Raw genomic sequence first — 18,811 nt, 5'->3', positions numbered from 1 at the left:
CGTAGGACGAGGCCGTAAGACCGGTACGGTCGGAAACAAAAAACACCTGCCGTTGCTCCTTTGCTGCCTCCATGCCTTGCTCTCCTATCACCCCCTGGGGGGCCACCTCCCCATGGGCAAAGCTTAGCGCAGATAGATAGCTCGGGGACGACCCCTACATAAACGAACCGCCTGCGCTTCGACTCGGGGTAAATCGCAGACCCTACGGACATGAATAACACACCGGCATGGCGCCAACAACAAAATGTCATGATCTTGTCATAAAATGTTCACAAAAATGTCACATTACTTTGATAAGCTTCTACCTGCAGCAGGAATACACGAATAGGTGCGCCGCAATGCCAACGCAAACTGAGGTAGTCCATTACCCGCACGATCGGTGTCTGACACGAAGGGCACCAAACTGCATGACACAGACGATCCGATCCGATCAAGCACCTTGCGTGCACTTATTTTTCATCCGTAACTAGGGCACCTGGAACCGCATCCATGTTGATGTCCTTTCGACTCAGGTGCAGCCAACTTCCTCATCGTCATGGAGTCCATTCAATGAAGCGTACCGCTCTTATCATTGCCCTCACGACCGCCGGCGTTCTGGATATTGCGACTGCGACGGCCGCGAACGCGCCAAGCAACGACGGTGCTGTCCAAGTAGGAACGGTCTCAAAGAAGGCTAAAAGTTCCAGCACTGCCCGGAAACATGCCCCCCTGAAAGCAGCCTACAGTGAGCACGTCATACCCGAAAAGACTATTCGCAACGCCTCGAGCATGGCCAACGCGCAGACGATACTGGCGCGCGAGCCGTCCATCAACGCGACCTCTGCCGGCCCCAACGGCGTTCGTAGCACCGTGACTTTTCGAGCCTTCAACAGTGGACAATTTTCTGAGACATTTGATGGAATACCGTTGAATGGAGCCTTTAATGGCGGCGCGACCAATCAAGCCTCCGAGAGAAATGCCGTTCCTCTTACACTCAACGATATCAGCTCTGTAGGAATATACAATGGTATCAATAATCCCAGCGTGAATTCCTACAACTCTTTGGGCGGAACCATCAACTACGTACCTCGCCAACCCTCGCATAACTTTGGAGCATCCGTCGGTCTTGGCTACGGAAGTTTTGGCACCTTTCATTGGGATGCCCTGCTGAACACGGGCTCCATCGACGGTTTCCGATCCTTGTTCGCCTACAACCGGCAGACATCCAATGGTTGGTTGGCCAATGATGGTGATCAGAACACCAACTATTACTATGCCGGAATAATGCCCTATAACGATCACCAATCAAAAATATACGCCTACGTTATAGTGAATCGCAACGTCGGCTACACTCCCCACAGCGTACCGCTGGCACTCATCAACCAATTTGGCTACAACTATAATTGGCCGCTGAACTATACCTATTCGACCCAGACCGACACAGAACTGACGGCAATATTGGGCGATAAGACCCTGCTCAATTCTTACACGATGCTCAATGCCAAGGTTTATGCCCAGAATAACAACTACCACCGTATATCGTATACGAATCCAGCATTTGACCAGAACCCAAACCAACCCTATCACCTACCCAATCAGAGTACGGGATATCCCTTCTGGTTGAGCTACCCGGTGCCACCCACCTATGTTCCGGCGAACATTTTCGGATCCACTCATTACGGTACCGACTACCATCTGTACGAGGAGATAAGAAATACCCTCGGCTTCCAGCCCTACCTGCGATTCGCGCTGCCCCACAACACCGTCACCGTTGGTGGTAACGTTAATTACAGCATGGAGCATTCTGCTGAATTCTGGTACGGTTCTTATAATATGCCAAAGATAGGCGGTTACAATAATGCCTGGGACGAGCACGACGAGCGATTGCTGTCGTCAGTCTATATACAGGATAACATCAGCTTGCTCGACGGCACCTTGCATATAACTCCGGGAATCAAATATCTATACGGATACACAGTATCTTCAGACGACATAGGTTTCTATTATCCCATCGGCGGCAGCGTATCCGGATCGTCGGCGTATACCTCACCAACCATCGGCATCAACTATTCTCCGATCAAGCACGTCAGCATTTATGCAGCGTACGGAAGGAACATCAAATTCCCGAACATCGGCGCCTATTACAGCAACATTGCCGAGCAGGACAACGCCGGCAACTATGTTATAGTTCCTGAGAAGGTGCAGCCGGAATATGTCTCGGATTACGAGCTTGGGCTACGCTATGTCAACGCAGGCCTGCACGCATCGGCGGATCTGTACCGAGAGGATTTCAAGAACACGTTCATCAATGTTACCAATGCCCAGGGCCTTAGCGCGACCTTCAATGGCGGCTCCTCGCGATATGAGGGCGGAGAGCTGTCCGTGGAAAACGACTTCGGGCACATTTTGTTCGGCGATTGGAAGGCATTTGCTAACTACTCATACAATCAGGCCGTCTTTGAGTCGTCGTTCAACTCGGCCTACGCAGGCAATGTACAGAGCGGCCAGCCGCTGGCGAATGTGCCGAAGAATATGTTTAATGTCGGAGTGGATTTTTCCAAGGGAAATTTTGGAGCGCAACTCGAGGGCAAGTACGTTTCTGCTCAGTATGTGAATCAACAGTATGCGGGTACCCCATCAAGCCTGCAGATCCCACCCTACTTCATTCTCAATCTCGGCTTGCAGGATACGATCCCAGTGGGCAATTACTACATCAAGAATGTAAAATTGACTCTGGATATCGACAATCTACTAAATCGGCACTACTACCCACGCGGTTTCCAGAACACCGATTATTTTGGAAACACCTATCTATCGGTACTCAATGGTATGCCGCGATACGTCTTCGGCAGCATAACCGCTCGATTCTAGCACCCTCAGCTGATCCGTTTTACAGAGTCTTGTGCCACCGTTGTTCGGTGGCACAGCCCCAATCACGCAAGGCCAAAAAGAATATCCCTACAAGCGAGCCGTGGCTCGCTCGCCGGGTCGAACAACACGACTAGCCTGACCGACAGAACTTCCGATAGATCGTAAAAAGGGCCGGCATTCGCGCTGGATCGTCTCATTGACTTCCCATCAACTCCATCGCGGAGAGGCCGTCCGAAACCATCCTATTTCGCGCGATCACGGAGTTCGATCCTGGTCTCATCCGGATTTCTCGGGACACTTGTCTTCGCCAGCGCCTCGTCGACCAGTTCCAGCCAGTGCAGCACCGGTACGACGGCCTCCTGAGCCAGGTAGAGCTGACAGCCGACATTGGCGGTAGCTATGCATTGCGGCCGATCCGCCTGCAAACTGGCGAGCTTCTGCCGCCGCAGTTGCGTGGCAAGCTGTGGCTGCAAGAGCGAATAGCTGCCCGCAGAACCGCAGCAGAGCTCGGCATCACGAATTACGCTGAGCTGGTATCCCAAACGGGCCAGGATCCCTTCCACCACCCCGCCAAGCTTCTGTCCATGCTGCAGGGAGCAAGGTGCGTGAAAGGCGATGCGCCCCTGCGCGTTCCCTATCGTAGGTCGCGCGGCCAGCTCACGAGCCAGCCACTCCGACGGATCGTAGGTGAGCTCGGCCACCCGCTTGGCCTTGTTGGCGTAGGTAGGGTCGTCCTGCAGATAGTACCCATAGTCCTTGACGATACTGCCGCAACCGCTGGCGCTGACGAGAACGGCTTCGGCACCCTCCTCCAGGTAGGGCCACCAGGCGTCGATATTGCGGCGCATCAGAGCCTTGGCCTCGTCCAAGGCATCCAAATGCGCGCTGAGCGCCCCGCAGCAGCCCGCTGCAGGCGCAGAGACCAACGCGACCTCCAGGCGATCCAGCACCCGCGCGAGCGCGGCACGGGTTGCCGGTGTGGCTACGCTCTGAACGCAGCCATCCAAGTGGAGCACACGCCGTGCGTGCGTCGTAGAAACGGAAGATGCCGCATAGGACGACTTGGCCGGAAGCGGTGGGAAACTGCGAGCCAGGGAACCCCTCAGCAGGGGCCTGAAGGCCTGCCCCAGACCAAGCGCGGCGCGAAAACGACGGGGTTCGGTGACCACGTAGCGGAGCAGACGGCGCTCCAGAGCCGCCCGCGGCGGCCGCGGCAACCGCGCGTTCTGCAGGTGGCGTCCAATCTCCAGCAGCCGACCATAACGCACTCCCGACGGACAAGTGGTTTCACAGGCGCGACAGCCAAGGCAGCGATCCAGATGCAGGCGCGTGCGCTCCGTCGCCCTCTCCCCCGCCAACAGCGCCTTGATGAGGTAGATGCGGCCACGCGGACCGTCCTGCTCGTCACCGAGAAGACGGTAGGTGGGACAGGTGGCATTGCAGAAGCCACAGTGCACACAATCCCGGAGGATGGTTTCGGCTTCATGAACCGATGGATCGGTGCGGTACTGGGGAGCAATCCGGGTTTGCATGACCCTCCTTCTCTCTATTCGGCTCTCAGCAATGGGGACTCATAGTCCGGCATAGAGTCGCCCGGGATTGAGAATGCCCTTGGGATCAAAGGCGGCCTTCAGCCGCTGATGCAACGCAAACAAGGGCGGAGGCAGTTCCTGGAAGATCTCGACAGCCGCACCTGGGGTGGCGCGAAAAAGCGTTGCGTGCCCGCCTTGACTCTGCGCCCAGTGCCGCAGAGCAAGCGGATCGGGCACCGCGCGCAGCCAGCGTTGCTGCCCGCCCCACTCCCAGAGACTGGCCCCGAAATCCGCCGGCTGCTGGGGCGCGGCGGCGGGCAGAGACAAGCGCCACAGAGGAGCATCGCCACAGAAGAAATCCAGACCTTGCTCGCGCAGATCCTCCCAGAAACGCGCGCCCCGGTCGTCATCCAGGATCTCTCCACCGGACTGCTCCGCAAAGTTCCGCACACGGTGCTCCTGGCCGGACAGACGTAGGTACAGGGTGTCCTGATAATGGGCGCTGGCGCTGATGGGCGTACTGCGCATCATCCACCGACGCAGTTTTTGCAGGGCCTGATCGGCCGAACACTCCTGCACCAGCGTGCGTTCCAATGTCGGGCGTGGCAGTACTTTCACCGTGACTTCGAGAATCAGGGCGAGACTGCCCAAGGACCCGGCCATGAGGCGCGCGACATCATAACCCGCGACATTCTTCAGCACCGTACCGCCGAAATGGAGGTCTTCGCCCAGACCGTTGAGGATGCGCACGCCCAGGATGTGATCCTTGACGGCACCGGCATAGGGACGGCGAGGACCCGAAAAACCGCAGGCAACGGTACCGCCGATACTAGCCTGAGCGCCAAACCGGGGCGGCTCGAAGGGGAGCATCTGGCCACGCTCGGCCAAGGCCGCATCGATCTCTCGCAGAGGCGTGCCGGCGCGGGCGGTGAGGAAGAGCTCGCTGGGCTCATAAGCCAGAATACCGATGTGCTCGTGCACGTCCACGATCCCATCCGCGCGGACGGGCCGACCATAGAAGGTCTTGCTGCCGCTGCCGCGGATCTCCAGCTTTTGCCCCTTGGCGCAGGCCTCGCGCAATTGCTCCCGGAGCGCTGCGCTGCAGTCCATGTCAAAACCGCTCCAGCTCCGGAAAAGGCAGAGCACCGCCGTGAACGTGCATAGCCCCAAGTTCGGCACAGCGGTGCAGACTGGGGACGGCCTTGCCCGGATTGAGCCGTCCTTCGGGGTCGAAGGCCGCCTTGATGCGATGCAGCTGCGCCAGTTCCTCGGAGGTGAACTGCACGCACATGCTGTCCAATTTCTCTACACCGACGCCGTGCTCTCCCGTAATGGTCCCCCCAACCTGGACGCAGAGCGCCAGGATCTCGGCCCCCAGGCGCTCTGCCCGCTCCTGCTGTCCTTCCTGGTTGGCATCGTAAAGGATGAGAGGATGGAGATTCCCGTCACCGGCGTGGAAGACATTGGCCACCTGCAGGCCGTATTCGCGCGAAAGCTCGGCGATGCGTTCCAACACCTCGGCCAGTCGCGCCCGAGGAATGGTACCGTCCATACAGTAGTAATCCGGGGCCAGGCGACCGACGGCAGGGAAGGCGGCTTTGCGCCCTTTCCACAACGCGAGCCGGGTGGCCTCATCGCGGGCGAGGCGCAGATCCGTCACGCCGTGCTCCCGCAGGATGGTCTCGACGCGCTCTTGATCGCCCGCAATCTCCTGCGCGTCTCCGTCCAGCTCGCAGAGGAGGATGGCTGCCGCCGCGCGGGGATAGCCCACATGCACGAAATCCTCGGCGGCAGCAATGGCCAGACGGTCCATCATCTCCAGGCCCGCGGGTATGATGCCGGCGGCAATGATCGCACTGACCGCATCGGCCGCGCGCGCCACTTCCGCAAAGGCGGCCATCAGCAAGACGGTCTGCTCCGGCACCGGCAAAAGGCGCAACTGGCAGGAAGTCACCACGCCCAACAGCCCCTCGGAACCGATGAGCAGCGAGAGCAGATTGTAGCCGGGGCTGTCGGGGGCGAGACTGCCGATCTCGAGCCTTTGCCCGTGAGCATCCAGCATCTCTGCGGCCAGGACATTGTGGGTAGTGAGGCCGTATTTCAGGCAGTGGACGCCACCGGAGTTTTCCGCCAGATTGCCGCCGATGCTGCAGGCAATCTGAGAGGAGGGGTCGGGGGCATAATAGAAGCCGTGCGGACGGGTCTTCTCGCTGATGGCCAGATTGCGCACGCCAGGACCCACCCGAATAGTGCGGTTGGCAAGATCGATCTCGCCCATGTCCCGCAGGCGCGCCATGGACAGAAGCACGGCTCCGGCTGTTGGGCGAGCGCCGCCGGAAAGACCCGTGCCAGCGCCTCGCGGTACCACCGCAACCCCGAAGCGATGGCAGGTAGCCAAAACCGCAGCCACGGCGTCGGCGGTGTCCGGCAGCGCAACGCAGAGCGGCATGCCGCGCAGGGCGGACAGACCATCGCACTCGTAGGGTCGCAAGGACTCGGGGTCCGTCAGCAAAGCATCGGCGGGGAGGACGGCTGCCAGTGCCGTCAGAAGATCTTCACGCGCCTTGGCAGCGAGATTCACGAGCTCCCTCCTCGGAGGCGACGACGCGCCTGGACCAGAGACTGGGCATCACCAACATTGCCCGGAAAGATCACCACCGGCAGACGCGGGTAGCGGGGGTGATCGTCAGGACACAGCAGCACCGAGCAGCCGGGCAGGATCTGTCCTACGACCCGTGCCGTTGCCAGACCTAGGCCACAGCTCAGGGTGTCGTTGGAGGTGATGCCGCCCTTGCTGATGAGAAAGCCAATATTTTCCGGCAGGGTCTGCACCAGCTCCATCAAAAAGGCGGAAACTCCGGCACCGAAGGCGAGACGCTCGTGCCGGTCGGCAAAGCGTCTTTCCTCTCGACTGGTGAAGATCACCGGATCCATTCCCTGCGCGACGACCGCATGAATCCTCCCGCGGCAGGCCTCGAGATAGTCCGCGCGCTCACCCCCCTGGGTACGATCCACTGCGATTTCTATGCCGACGACGCCCGGCTCCTGCAGGAGCCACTCCAACTGCTCACTGCTCTTGCGCACGTGGGACCCCACCAGAATCACCCCCGGGCCGTCGCCGCGCCGGTATCGTCCCATGGCCTCGGCAGCCACGGGTTGCGGCGGGAGATCCGCCAGTGCCGTCAGCAGGCTTGCCGCACTGCGGAACAGGAAACGCTTGCCGGCATCTGCAGCGGTGCGCACGGCTCTGGCGAACATGGCCAGATCCTCCGGCTCTTCCGCATCCACCACGACACAGACATTGCCCGCCAGTGTGCGCAAACGCGCCGGCAGATCTTCGGCACGCAGATTCTCACGGCTGAGCCGCTGTACGGCTGCCGCGGGAATCCGACCGTCGGTCTTCTCCTCGACATAATCCGGGAGGTAGCTGTGGTGGAAGGCAAAAACCGAGTCGCGGGCAAACTCCGTGAGGTGCACCGGTACGAGCTCACCATCCTGGCGCAGGTAGTGGGTCCCGGCCCGGGTGATGCGGCCGCCCTCGAAGAACGCGGGAACCAGAAAAAGGGCATCGAAGGGACCGAGAACCTCGCTGATGACGTCCGTCTCGATGGGATAGTGACCGCGCAGGGTGGAGTCGGATCGACTCACCACCAAGCTCGTCAGCGCCTCTCCGGAGGCCTTTGCCCGCGCCAAGGCCTGCTGCAGCGCAACGGCGATCGCGCGGGTGACACGCGCAGCCTCCGCCGCCGTCATTGCCCGGGTATTGCTCAGGATGAAAAAAAGCGGAGCGTCATCGCGCAGGGCAGCATCGAGGGTGTCGCCATCCCAACGGGTCAGCAGCAGACAACCGTGTACCGTCTGGGACCCCGTGGGGTCGTCATCGATGACGATGATCCGCCTCCGGGTCATGCTAATGGACCTCGATACCCCGAGCGCGCAGGCGCTGCATCATACCCGCGGCATCCAGGCCATTGAGCTGCAGGAGCTCGCCGGCAGAGGCCGTGGTCTCGCCGCGCTGCCAGGCCAGGATCTCGAGCCCGCCATAACGAGCCCGTTGAAACACGGGCTCCAGCGCTGTGGCCGGTCCGCCACTCACGGCCACCAGCAGGTCCGCATCGAAAAGCTCGTGGAAGCTGGCATCGTCCAGGAAATGGCGATCCGGCTCCGCCACCGTATCCACGGGCAGGTCGCCCACGCGATAAAGCGCCCGGGGATTGACGACGGAGATGATGCGCACGCCATAGCCGGCACGGACCAAAGGTTCCTGCAGCGCGAACACGGCATCCAGGATCATGTCGCCCAGTACGGCAAAAACGATGCGGCCCTTGCGACCATCCCCGGCCTGCGCCAGGGCGATGGCACCGTCGTGCAGAGCTCGCCGCCCCGCTTCCAGGGTCAGCCGGACCGGCAGCGGGCTCTTGGAGGCGACGATGGCCATCACCTTATTGTGGCTGGTGGTGGCGTATTCGTAGGCTACCTGAATGGTATTGGCGTCGCAGGGATAGAGCAGGTAGACGTTGCCATTGCGCATCTGAGCAGCAATATAGGCCTCAATTTCCGGGCGTTGGTGGGTCCAGCCGTTCCGCCCCTGCTCCAGGGCACCGGCGGTGAACATGCAGACCACCGACGGAGTGCGACGACGCAGCTCTGCCATGGCCTGACCCACCGTCTGCACGATAGGCCAGCCGTTGATGGCGAAGGACTCGTAGGAAAGCCACAGGGAGCGGCTGCCAAAAAGCGCCAGGGCTGCTGCGAGTCCCGCACAGGCATCCTCGCTCAAGGGCTCATAGACCTGACCGTGGGGATCCTGATTGTACAGAGGGTCCTCAGTGGGATGCCGGATCTTCAGGGCGTCGTTGATGTTCTTCATGTTGGACGCTTCATTGCCATCGGCATTGCTCACCACAAAGCGGCGATCCTGCTGACCGAGCCATGCGACCAGGGCACCCATGGCCGTGGCCGGTACCGCCTTCTCACCCACCGAAAATTCCTGCATGGGGAACTCGCCGAGAGAAGCAAGCTCGAGGACCCGCTCGGTGACCACGGTCTGTGCCGCCGGGCCACCACCGGCGCGGACACAATTTTCGCGCACCAGATCCCAGGCTTCGGGCGCCAGGGCGTGGCGCTCCAAGGCGCTGCGGATGATGGGCGCTTCCAGGGTGTCGGCCGGGTGCAGGTTATGCGCCTTGGCTCCGGTGGTGTGGACACCAGCGCCCTTGAGCTGCTTCAGGACGAAGGCGGTGTGGACCCCGGCCAAGGCGCTGGCCGCCGCCTGGGCCACGCCCGCCAGAACGGCGCCGGTGAAAGCCAAGCGCGCCTTCGGTGAAAAACGCGTGGCGTCGACGAAGGCGCCTTCCTGGCCGCTGTCGTCGTAGTCCTTGGCATCCACCAGGATCACCTCGTCAAAATCGTGGGCGTGCCAGTACTCCCGCATCTGCGCGTTGCTCATCCGCGCCACCATGGAGTGATGCTCCTGACTGAAGCCATTCCACACCAGCACCGGCAGGTAGTTGGTCACCTTCGGATAGGCAAAGTGGAAATGCTTCATGGCACTGAGCACGTAGGGCTCGCCAAGCCCACCATCACCGATGGTCACGGGAAAGAGCACCCCGGGGTGAAGCAAGGCCCCCGCCATGGCAAAGTGCTGGCCCTGACCCAAAGGGCCGGCCGGTGCCAGCAGCCCCGGGATGGCACCCGATAGATGTCCCAGCAGACCGTGGCGTTCGCGGTAACGCTGGGCGAACTCCTCCATGGTGTAGATGCCCATGGCCTCTAGGGAGCGATCCAGGAACATGGCGCTGTAGAACCCGGGGGCGTGGTGGCCGACTTCCGTCACGATGTTGGTGTGGCCCAGCATTACCAGTGCCGCATAGGCATCGGCGCTGGAGGCAAAACCGCCAGGATGGCCGGAGGCCTTGGCGGCACAGACCTGCAAGGTACAGTAGCGCAGAGCATCGGCCAGCAGCAGGCACTGGTAGATGGCCGCGGGGTCGCTGGGATCGTCGATGCGCCCCAGTTCCTGCCGTACCGCCGGATGCTTTCCGTAGTTGGCGTGCTCTGGCCAGATCTGGCCAAAATACTGCATACCCCGAGTGAAGGGGACGGGCGAGGTGGCGGTCGGCTGCTGCACGTTGCTCATGAAGGGATCCTTGTCGACGGTACTTGCCTTCACTGTAGAAAGAAAACTAAGATTTCGCAATGAGAAGTGTTTTTCACATGGTGGAAAATGACCGGGTTCAGAAAGCAGGCGCAGTCGGGTATCCAAGTCATCGACCGTCTCCGCGCGCTCCTGGAAGCCTTGGCCGCAGCTGGCGGCGAGGCCAATCTCAAGACCCTGACTGCCGACACCGGTCTTGCCACCTCCACCGCCTTTCGCATTCTAGCGGCCGCCGAAGCCAACGGTATGATCCTGCGCGACCCTCAGGGCCGCTATGCCTTTGCGCCACGCCTCGCGGACTGGGCCGAACTCATCGCCGGTCGCAACGATCTGTGTACCCTGGCGCGGCCGAGCATGATCTGGCTGCGGGATCAGATTCGCGAGACGGTCAACCTGAGCATCCAGGAGCAGGACGAGGTTCTCTATGTGGACCGCGCCACACCCTCGCGCATGATGCGGGTCGAGCAGATCATCGGCAGCCGCGCCCCCCTCCACTGCACGGCAGTGGGCAAGCTCATGCTGGCACGCCAGGATCCGGCCGCCGTCGCCGCCTATGCGCAGCGCAGCGGTCTGCGCGCCCTTACGCGCCACAGCATTGTCTCCTTGGAATCGCTGCAGCAGGAACTAGCGAGGATCCGCAGTCAAGGTTATGCCCTGGACAATGAAGAGACGGAGGAAGGAGTGGGCTGTATCGGCGTGCTCATCGAAGCCGATCTCCCCTGGATCGTAGGCCTCAGCATATCGGCACCCATGGAACGCCGAGAACTCTCCTGGGTGAAATCTCTGCACGAAGCGGCACGGCGGATCCTGCGGTCCCTGCGCGGGCGCAAGGTCACTTTGAACGTCCACTATCCAGAGTCGCCTACGGCAACGCATCTCTAGCGCCAAAGTGGGCGATTCAGACCTTCGCGCAACGCGTGAGAGGCGCCCTGATTCCACATGGCGGAACAACACCACATTGCGGCCTGCCCTGCCCTGACCTAGCCTCATGATATTCGCTGATCCATACATATCGTGAGAATATCCGTGCCTTCTAAATTACCGTTTTTATACCGACACGGTCTCTTGCGATGACGGAAGCGAAGCCGTAGCGATGAAATCATCGTTCTGAGCATTCCTTCTCGCACCCGGAGGCTGCACCATGGAAATTAAGGAACAAGCTGAATATTCCTCACCCTACCGTTGGGTCATGGCGGCGGTGGCAGGTGTCATCATGACTACGAGTTTCATGTCACTGACCGCTTTCGGCGTGGCCGCACCGGCCATGGCAAAGGCCATGGACATTTCACCGGGAACACTGTCGACGGCGGGTATCGACGCTTTTTCCGTAGGATTGTTCATCGCCTTTTTTCTCGGTCACGGCGGTATTTTTGACACCCGCATCAAGCTCGGCGTGTTGCTCGCGCAAGTGTTTCTGATTGTGCCGCAGATCCTTCTGCCGCTCCTCATGCCTTTGACCAAATCGCTGACCCTACTGATAGTTCTGCGCTTTTGCCAAGGCCTGATGATCATGATGATCGCTCTCTTCTCCCTGCAGTTGGCTGGCTGGTTTCGCTCCAGTCAACGAGGAATATCGCTGGCGGCCATGCTGGGAGCCATCACCCTGGGTGGTGCGGTGGGCGGCATCGTGACGGGCAGTCTTAGCGCCCTGGGTTGGCAGAACGTCTACTACATCACTGCTGGAATCATGATCCTGGGTGCGCTGGTGTATTTCATTTTTGCCCGCGATGCCGCCGGCCACGCCGCGGACATCAAACTGTCGAAGCAGAATTCCCACCACAAGAGCGTGTGGTCCTATCCTATGACCTGGATTATGGGAATCGTTCAGATACCCAATAACTGGACACTGTTTACCATCGGTGGATTTTTGCCCGTGTATGCCTATCACTTGGGCTACCAGCCGCAGCAGACCGGCAACGTGATGTTCATCTGGGGACTCGTAGGTTTTATCGCGGCAATCCTTGGGGCTCTTCTCGGCGATCATTGGGCCAAAAAAGACAATTCTCATCGCAACTTCGTCAATGCGCGCCTGCGCGTCATCAGCCTCGCCAACACCTCGGTGATCTTGGGGGCGCTGATGATTCTCTACCTTGCGCCCATCTCCTACACCTGGTTCCTGATATCGGCGCTCATAGTGGCCTGTACCATGGCGACACCCCCTAATTACTGGGCATCTCCCTGCAACTGTTTCCCCGTAGCCACCATGGGTGCCGGCGCCTTTGCCATCGGAGTCATCTCCAATTCCGTCAGCGCCGTAGGACCGGTGGCATCGTCGGTCCTGATCGGGACCGTGGGCTGGTCCGGAGTCTTCTGGGTCATGGCGATCCTCGCTGCCCTCGGACTCCTGGTCAACCGTATAGCCATGCACACGGCCTTACCCATCGAGGTCGAGGCCGAGCGGGAGACTGCCCAGTCCCATGGCGGCATGGGAGCAGCATTGGGCTGAGTGCGCCGGTCGACGGCGCCGGGGCTTAGTCGCGGCCGGAGCGGACCTGCCGGCCAAGCTGCAGGACGGCGGCAACGCTGGCCGCCGTCCGAGCCAGATCCGCCGCCGCGTGGGCGCCAATCTCCGCATCCGGCAAAGCATCCGAAAGCGTCGTGAAGAGGGCCGTTGCCCCCAGTTTCTGGGCCACTTTGTCTTTGTCACGCACTCTGCCGGCGATGACGATGACCGGTTTGCTCTCTTTCCGCGCCAGCCGCAGGACTCCGGCGACGGTCTTCCCACGCAGCGTCTGCTCGTCGACGCAACCCTCGCCGGTGATCACCAGGTCGGAGGCAGCAATACGGCCCTCCAGATCCACCAATTCGGCAATGACCTCCATCCCGGGCCGCAGACTGGCACCGAGGAAGATGCAGGCGGCCCCCAAGCCGCCGGCCGCTCCGGCGCCCGCGCTGTGGACTATATCTCGGGGGCAGCAGCGCTGCAGCTGCGCGGCATAATGGCGCATCCCTTCTTCCAGGGCGGAGAGTTCGGCCTCCGAGGCACCTTTCTGCGGTCCATAGACCCTGGTCGCCCCCTGCGGCCCCAGCAGGGGGTTGTCGACATCGCAGATCACCTCGATGTGAGTGTGGACGAGGCGCGGATCGAGACCGCTGAAGTCCACTCCCCGCACCAACGCCAGGTTTCTGCCGGCGGGCGCCAGATCGTGGCCACGCGCGTCGAGAAAGCGGGCTCCAAGGGCACAGAGCATACCCATCCCTCCATCGTTGGTGGCACTGCCGCCAATCCCGAGGATGATACGCTCTACCCCCAGATCCAGCGCCGCGCGCAGCAGGTCGCCGGTGCCCAGGGTGTGGGTCTCCAGGGGGTTTCTTTCCGTGGCCGGAAGGCGCAGCAGACCGCTGGCCGCGGCCATTTCCACGACGGCGGTCCGTCCAGCATCCACCAAGGCTAGCCTGGCCAGCACGAGACGACCCAAGGGATCGCGGACGCTCACCTCCCGAAAGCTCCCGCCCAGCGCAGTGGCGAGGACCGCCATGGTCCCTTCACCGCCGTCGGCCAGCGGCAGCAGTTCACAGTGGATGCCGGGCACATGCCAGTTCAGGGCCTTGCGGATGATCTCGGCCACTTCATCGGCCCGCATGCTGCCTTTGAAGTGGTCCGGCGCGATCAGTATGCGCAATTCCCTCTCCCGTCGAGATCCTCTAGTCAGAGCGCGGCCTTAGCCAGCGCAACGCCCGTGCCACCATTCTAGAAGAATAGCGTCAAAACGGCGCCTGCGGGAGCGGCGGCGCAGGCTCAGTCGACCACATCGGGACTCCTCCGAGCTCAGGACGAAAAATCCGAACCATCCAGTTGGAGGATTGCCTGAATGAGCCGGTTGGAATGCTGCATCAGTTCGGTCTCAAAGAGTTTTGCCTCGGCGTTTTTGCCCAGCGCCGACAGCTCCGTGATCTTTTGTGAGGCCTCGTGAAACTCCTTGTGTGTCCGGTCGATGGTGTTGATGAGTGCCTGGGCCTCGACCGAAAAATTTGCCTTGTGCGGAAAAACTTCGGCATACCACCACTTGCCAAAATCGCAATCGGTGTAGGGCTTGTGGCAGGCGCAAGCCACTTCTTCCGCAAGGCAGGCGCGAACGCGCTTGAGATAATTGGCATGGGCTGCGATGGCGCGCAGGTGTTGCATAGGACCGGTCTCCTCAGGTGTACGGCAGAAGGAGTCGCGGCGCTGGATGCCTTATTTTTGTGGTAGCCATGACCCTGGGACCGATGCTCATCTCAAATCGACAAAGCAACGAATCTCGATCAAAGCACCCTAGGAGAACCGTTGACCGATCAGCACATCGGTAAAAGGTGAGAATTTGGTGGAGCCAAGCGGGATCGAACCGCTGACCTCTTGAATGCCATTCAAGCGCTCTCCCAGCTGAGCTATGGCCCCACAGCGTTCGCGCACGATAGCCAAACTTCGGAATCCTGTCAAGCGCGCGGGCTTTCCGGGCGCGCTTCAGTGCTTGTCGAGGCGCCTCAGCCAGCGGTAGACACTGCGCTCGCTCACCCCCAGGTGTTCCGCCACCTGGCGGCGATTTCCCTGATATTTTTCGAGGATCTCCAAAAGGTCCGGGGGGCACTGTCCACGTCCGGGCGCTGGCCGTGGGCGCGCACTCTGCGGCGCGGGGGTCGCCATGCCCTCTGGCACCACGGCGCGGAAGAACTCCAGATGCTTGGCTTCGATGATCGGGCCATCGGCCAGGGCCGCCGCCTTCTGGAGTATATTGCGCAGTTCCCGGACGTTTCCAGGGAAATTGTAGGCACAAAGCCGCCGCTCGGCTTCCCGCGAGAGGCTCCAGCGTCCGCCCCAATCACGACCGATACGCTCCAGCAACACCTGCGCGATGCCCGGGATGTCCTCGCGACGATCGCGCAAGGGCGGCAGGTCGATGGTGATGGCGGCGAGACGGTAGTAGAGGTCCTCCCGAAAATGGCGCTGTGCGGCCATGGCGCGCAGGTCGCGATTGGTGGCAGCCACCACCCGCACATCGGCGCTGAGATTTTCGTTGCCCCCCAGGCGACGGAAACTGCCCGTCTCCAAAACCCGAAGCAGTTTGGCCTGCATGACCAGGGGCAGCTCTCCCACCTCGTCCAGAAAAAGTGTCCCTTGGTGTGCCTGTTCGTAGAGCCCAAGCTTGCGCCCGACACAACCGGTGAAGGCACCCCGCTCGTGCCCGAAAATCTCACTTTCGAAGAGATTTTCGGGCAGGGTCGCGCAATCCACGGTAATCAGTGGGCCGGCGGCGCGAGAGGAGAAGTGGTGGATCGCCTGGGCCGCCAGTTCCTTCCCCACCCCGCTCTCACCGAACAAGAGAATACTCGCGTCCGTTCGTGCCGCCATTTCGATGTGGTGCAAGCAGCGCAGAAAGGCAGGAGATTTCCCCACCATGCGTAGATCGTTGCAGGTGATGGCATCGTCTTGGGGGGGCAAACGGATGATTTCTTCTCCAAGGTAGCTGCGACCGCGCTGATCGCGCAGCACGTGTCCGCGAATGCGTACGTGTTCGGCGTGATTGTTCTGGTCGTAGTGGATGTGCCGCACCTCGTGCGCCTGGCCGGTACGAAATACCGCCTGATGCGGACAATCCTCACCGCGCATGTGACAGGGAATGGGGGAGTGATGCGAAATCTCGTGGCAGTGTCTGCCGACGATTTCCTCGCGGCGCACGCCATAGGCCTCGCGATAGGCGCGATTGGCGGCAATGATGCGGTAGTCCCGATCGATCAGCACCATGGGATTCTGCTGAATGTTCAGAGCCGACTCGAGCTCCAGAGCGGTCTCGGAAGAAGCACTCTCGCAATGCAATTGTGCTGGGTCCATGCTGCTGCGCAATTTTTCCATAAGGCACCTGGTGGTATGTATCCCTGTCTGAAATCCGTAACCTGACCAGCTTACTCGGGTATCATACGAAAGCTTTTTTCGCATGGATGCACTGAATTTTTTTATGATCCGAATCCCGCACAGGTAGCTTTCGTATCGTGCCTGCAGACCTGTCAGGCATGGTCATGACAGGTCATGACAGGTCTTAGTCCAATCTGCCGAAAAATCCCGAAAATAGCAAATAAATATCCAAATTATCAGCATAATATAATATTAATTTTTTTATATTTTCCTTAACAATCATTGCTTAAGGATTATTCTGATCGGCCAGCAGAAAAGTGGCACAGCATCTGCTATTACTTAGACAGTTGGCTTGGACAGCGGAGGATTCATGGCGGGTCTATTCATCATTTGCCTGAGCGGTGATCGGGAGCGTTTGCAGTTTGCGGCCATGGCGGCTTCGGTGGCAGCGGTGTCGGGGACGGAAGTGCAGGTCTTTCTGTCCATGAATGCCTTCCCCTATTTCATCAAGGGCCAGTCCAAGGAAGCACCGGCCGAAGGAGCCGTAGGCAAGGCCATGGAACGCCATCAGGTACCGCCCTTCTATCAGATCTTCGAGCAGGCGGTGGAACTCGGGGACGCCAAGATCTGGGCCTGCTCCATGGCCATGGACGTGATGGGCATCAAAGAGGGCGAACTGGAATCCATCGTCGCCGGGCCCATGGGTCTGACCAAATTTTTCAGCGATGCCGAAGGCAGCACGATCCTGACCTTCTGAGCAGCGCACAGGGGATCGGGGCACTCCCGATCGGAGCGAGACGAGAGCAAAAGGAGACAAACATGGCGGAACGGACGGTGGATGCCCGCGGCAGTTTCTGCCCGGGTCCATTGATGGAACTCATTGCCAACATGAAAAGCATGCAGGTGGGGGACACCCTGGAATTGCTCTCCACCGATGCCGGCTCGGCAGCCGACGTCCCGGAATGGGTCAAGAAGGTCGGGCACGAGATGGTGGATACCCAGCAGGACAGCGAGGGGACCTGGCACATCAAGGTACGCAAGGCGAAGTAAAGGGTCCGCAAGACCCCGTCCCCAGGAAGCGTTTTTCCCCGTGGTAGCGCTTTGGACTGGGTGCAGCGGACAGGATACGGCAGGGAATCCGGACGGATTCCCGCAGACACAGCAAGGAGCGCAGTCATGAGAATTCTGGTCGTAGGCGGCGGTATGGGCGGTACCATTTTTGCCAATCATCTGGCGCGGCGGATTCACGGAGAACTGAAGACGGGCAAGGCCCGCATCACCATGCTCTCGGCCACCCACGAACACGTCTATCAGCCGGGCTGGCTGTACGTGGCCATGGGCCGAGCGACCCCCGACGAGCTGGTGCGGGAGCAGCAGAGCCTGCTGGAGCCGGGCATCGATTTCCACGTCGACCCGGTGGAGGAGTTCCACCTCGCGGAGAACCACGTCAAGTGCAAGAGTGGCAAGGTCCACGAGTACGATCTCATCGTCATCTCCACGGGCTCCCGGCCCCTGCCGGAGAACATCCCGGGTCTCAAGGAGAACTCGGTGGATTGCTACTCCGCAGAGCGGGCCGTGCAGTTCTACGATCGCCTGTCGCAGTTCAAGGGCGGTCGCATCGTCATCACCGTGGGTCTGCCCCACAAGTGTCCGATGATCCCGCTGGAAGTCACCTTTGCCATGTACGACTTCATCAAGGATCGGGGCCTTTTGGACAAGACCGAGTTCTACTACACCTACCCCATCGGCCGGGTGCACAGCCTCGAGAACGTGGCCAAGTGGGCGGCACCGGAGTTCGACGCCAAGGGCATCAAGTACGAAACCCTCTTCAACATGAAGGAGGTGGACGGCAAGAACGCCTGCGTGCGCAGTGAGGAAGGGGGCGAGGTGAAGTTCGATCTTTTGGTCGGGGTACCGCCCCACAAGGGTCAGGAGGTCATCGAGAAGAACGGCCTCGGCGAGAATGGCTGGATTCCCACCAATCGCCACAGCCTGCACATGGAAGGGGAGCACGGCAAGAACGTGATCGTCCTCGGCGACACCACCAATCTGCCCATCTCCAAGGCAGGCTCCACCGCCCACTTCGAGGCGGAGACAGCGGCGGAGAATGTGGCGGCGGTGGTCAAGATGGGGCACCCCGTCAAGAGCTACGACGGCAAGGTCTTCTGCTTCATCGAGGCCGGCAAGGACCGCGCTACCTATGCCATGTTCAACTACCAGAACCCGCCCCAGCCCAAGGCACCCACCGGCGCGGTACACGCCTTCAAGATGGCCTACAACAAGCTCTATTGGGCGACGGCCCGGGGTCTGCTCTAAAGGAGGTGCCCCATGGCCGCAGTCTTGGATACGCAGTACGAAACGGAGCTGCAGCAGGCCCAGGAAGCCCTGGTCAGTCTGGTGCGCAACGGCGACCTCGATCGCATCGTCCACCTCGCCCGCCTG

The 18,811-nt window shown here is 60.5% G+C and carries 14 protein-coding genes and 1 tRNA gene; 6 read left to right on the top strand and 9 right to left on the bottom strand.

Going from position 1 to position 18,811, the window contains the following annotated elements:
• Positions 1 to 549: 549 nt before the first annotated feature.
• Entirely contained in the window at positions 550 to 2,850 is a 2,301-nt protein-coding gene (locus Q0C23_RS06965) for a TonB-dependent receptor (protein WP_291511648.1), read from the top strand.
• Positions 2,851 to 3,092: 242 nt separating this feature from the next.
• Here Q0C23_RS06965 and glcF read toward each other — a convergent pair whose 3' ends face one another.
• From glcF to Q0C23_RS06940, 5 genes are read right to left on the bottom strand one after another with little or no spacing between them, the layout of a single operon-like run.
• On the bottom strand, positions 3,093 to 4,382 hold the full coding sequence (gene glcF, locus Q0C23_RS06960) for a glycolate oxidase subunit GlcF (RefSeq protein WP_291511647.1): 1,290 nt from the start codon (positions 4,380 to 4,382) through the stop codon (positions 3,093 to 3,095).
• 39 nt (positions 4,383 to 4,421) lie between these two features.
• A complete protein-coding gene (glcE, locus tag Q0C23_RS06955; protein ID WP_291511646.1) occupies positions 4,422 to 5,492 on the bottom strand; it encodes a glycolate oxidase subunit GlcE in 1,071 nt (356 codons plus the stop codon).
• Position 5,493: 1 nt separating this feature from the next.
• A complete protein-coding gene (locus Q0C23_RS06950; RefSeq protein ID WP_291511645.1) occupies positions 5,494 to 6,963 on the bottom strand; it encodes an FAD-linked oxidase C-terminal domain-containing protein in 1,470 nt (489 codons plus the stop codon).
• Complete coding sequence (locus Q0C23_RS06945) at positions 6,960 to 8,291, bottom strand: four-carbon acid sugar kinase family protein (protein WP_291511644.1); 1,332 nt, start codon at positions 8,289 to 8,291, stop codon at positions 6,960 to 6,962. The genes Q0C23_RS06950 and Q0C23_RS06945 overlap by 4 nt, the downstream gene beginning before the upstream one ends.
• Before the next feature lies 1 nt (position 8,292).
• On the bottom strand, positions 8,293 to 10,521 hold the full coding sequence (locus Q0C23_RS06940) for a phosphoketolase (RefSeq protein WP_291511643.1): 2,229 nt from the start codon (positions 10,519 to 10,521) through the stop codon (positions 8,293 to 8,295).
• Between the two features lie 87 nt (positions 10,522 to 10,608).
• On the opposite strand from Q0C23_RS06940, the gene Q0C23_RS06935 reads away from it, so the two are divergent.
• Positions 10,609 to 11,421, top strand: coding sequence for an IclR family transcriptional regulator (locus Q0C23_RS06935; protein WP_291511642.1), 813 nt, complete (start codon positions 10,609 to 10,611; stop codon positions 11,419 to 11,421).
• A 259-nt stretch (positions 11,422 to 11,680) separates the two neighbouring features.
• On the top strand, positions 11,681 to 12,985 hold the full coding sequence (locus tag Q0C23_RS06930; RefSeq protein ID WP_291511641.1) for a nitrate/nitrite transporter: 1,305 nt from the start codon (positions 11,681 to 11,683) through the stop codon (positions 12,983 to 12,985).
• A gap of 25 nt (positions 12,986 to 13,010) precedes the next feature.
• Here Q0C23_RS06930 and Q0C23_RS06925 read toward each other — a convergent pair whose 3' ends face one another.
• The 4 genes from Q0C23_RS06925 to Q0C23_RS06910 all read right to left on the bottom strand — a co-directional run bounded on the left by Q0C23_RS06925 (position 13,011) and on the right by Q0C23_RS06910 (position 16,369).
• Positions 13,011 to 14,162 (bottom strand): glycerate kinase, encoded by a 1,152-nt coding sequence (locus Q0C23_RS06925; RefSeq protein ID WP_291511640.1) that lies wholly within the window; start codon positions 14,160 to 14,162, stop codon positions 13,011 to 13,013.
• A 146-nt stretch (positions 14,163 to 14,308) separates the two neighbouring features.
• Entirely contained in the window at positions 14,309 to 14,665 is a 357-nt protein-coding gene (locus Q0C23_RS06920; RefSeq protein WP_291511639.1) for a CZB domain-containing protein, read from the bottom strand.
• 176 nt (positions 14,666 to 14,841) lie between these two features.
• Positions 14,842 to 14,917 (bottom strand) — tRNA-Ala (locus Q0C23_RS06915).
• A gap of 66 nt (positions 14,918 to 14,983) precedes the next feature.
• Positions 14,984 to 16,369, bottom strand: coding sequence for a sigma 54-interacting transcriptional regulator (locus Q0C23_RS06910; RefSeq protein WP_291511638.1), 1,386 nt, complete (start codon positions 16,367 to 16,369; stop codon positions 14,984 to 14,986).
• A 370-nt stretch (positions 16,370 to 16,739) separates the two neighbouring features.
• Here Q0C23_RS06910 and Q0C23_RS06905 point away from each other — a divergent pair, with 370 nt between their 5' ends.
• The 3 genes from Q0C23_RS06905 to Q0C23_RS06895 all read left to right on the top strand — a co-directional run bounded on the left by Q0C23_RS06905 (position 16,740) and on the right by Q0C23_RS06895 (position 18,685).
• Complete coding sequence (locus Q0C23_RS06905) at positions 16,740 to 17,126, top strand: DsrE/DsrF/DrsH-like family protein (protein ID WP_291511637.1); 387 nt, start codon at positions 16,740 to 16,742, stop codon at positions 17,124 to 17,126.
• Positions 17,127 to 17,188: 62 nt separating this feature from the next.
• Positions 17,189 to 17,419 (top strand): sulfurtransferase TusA family protein, encoded by a 231-nt coding sequence (locus Q0C23_RS06900; RefSeq protein ID WP_291511636.1) that lies wholly within the window; start codon positions 17,189 to 17,191, stop codon positions 17,417 to 17,419.
• Between the two features lie 126 nt (positions 17,420 to 17,545).
• Entirely contained in the window at positions 17,546 to 18,685 is a 1,140-nt protein-coding gene (locus Q0C23_RS06895) for an FAD/NAD(P)-binding oxidoreductase (RefSeq protein ID WP_291511635.1), read from the top strand.
• Positions 18,686 to 18,811: the final 126 nt, after the last annotated feature.

The sequence above is a fragment of the Acidithiobacillus sp. genome (genome assembly GCF_023256195.1).
Classification (GTDB): domain Bacteria; phylum Pseudomonadota; class Gammaproteobacteria; order Acidithiobacillales; family Acidithiobacillaceae; genus Acidithiobacillus_A.
The sequence above is the reverse complement of the archived record's forward strand: the minus strand, read 5'-3'. Positions and strand labels throughout refer to the sequence as shown.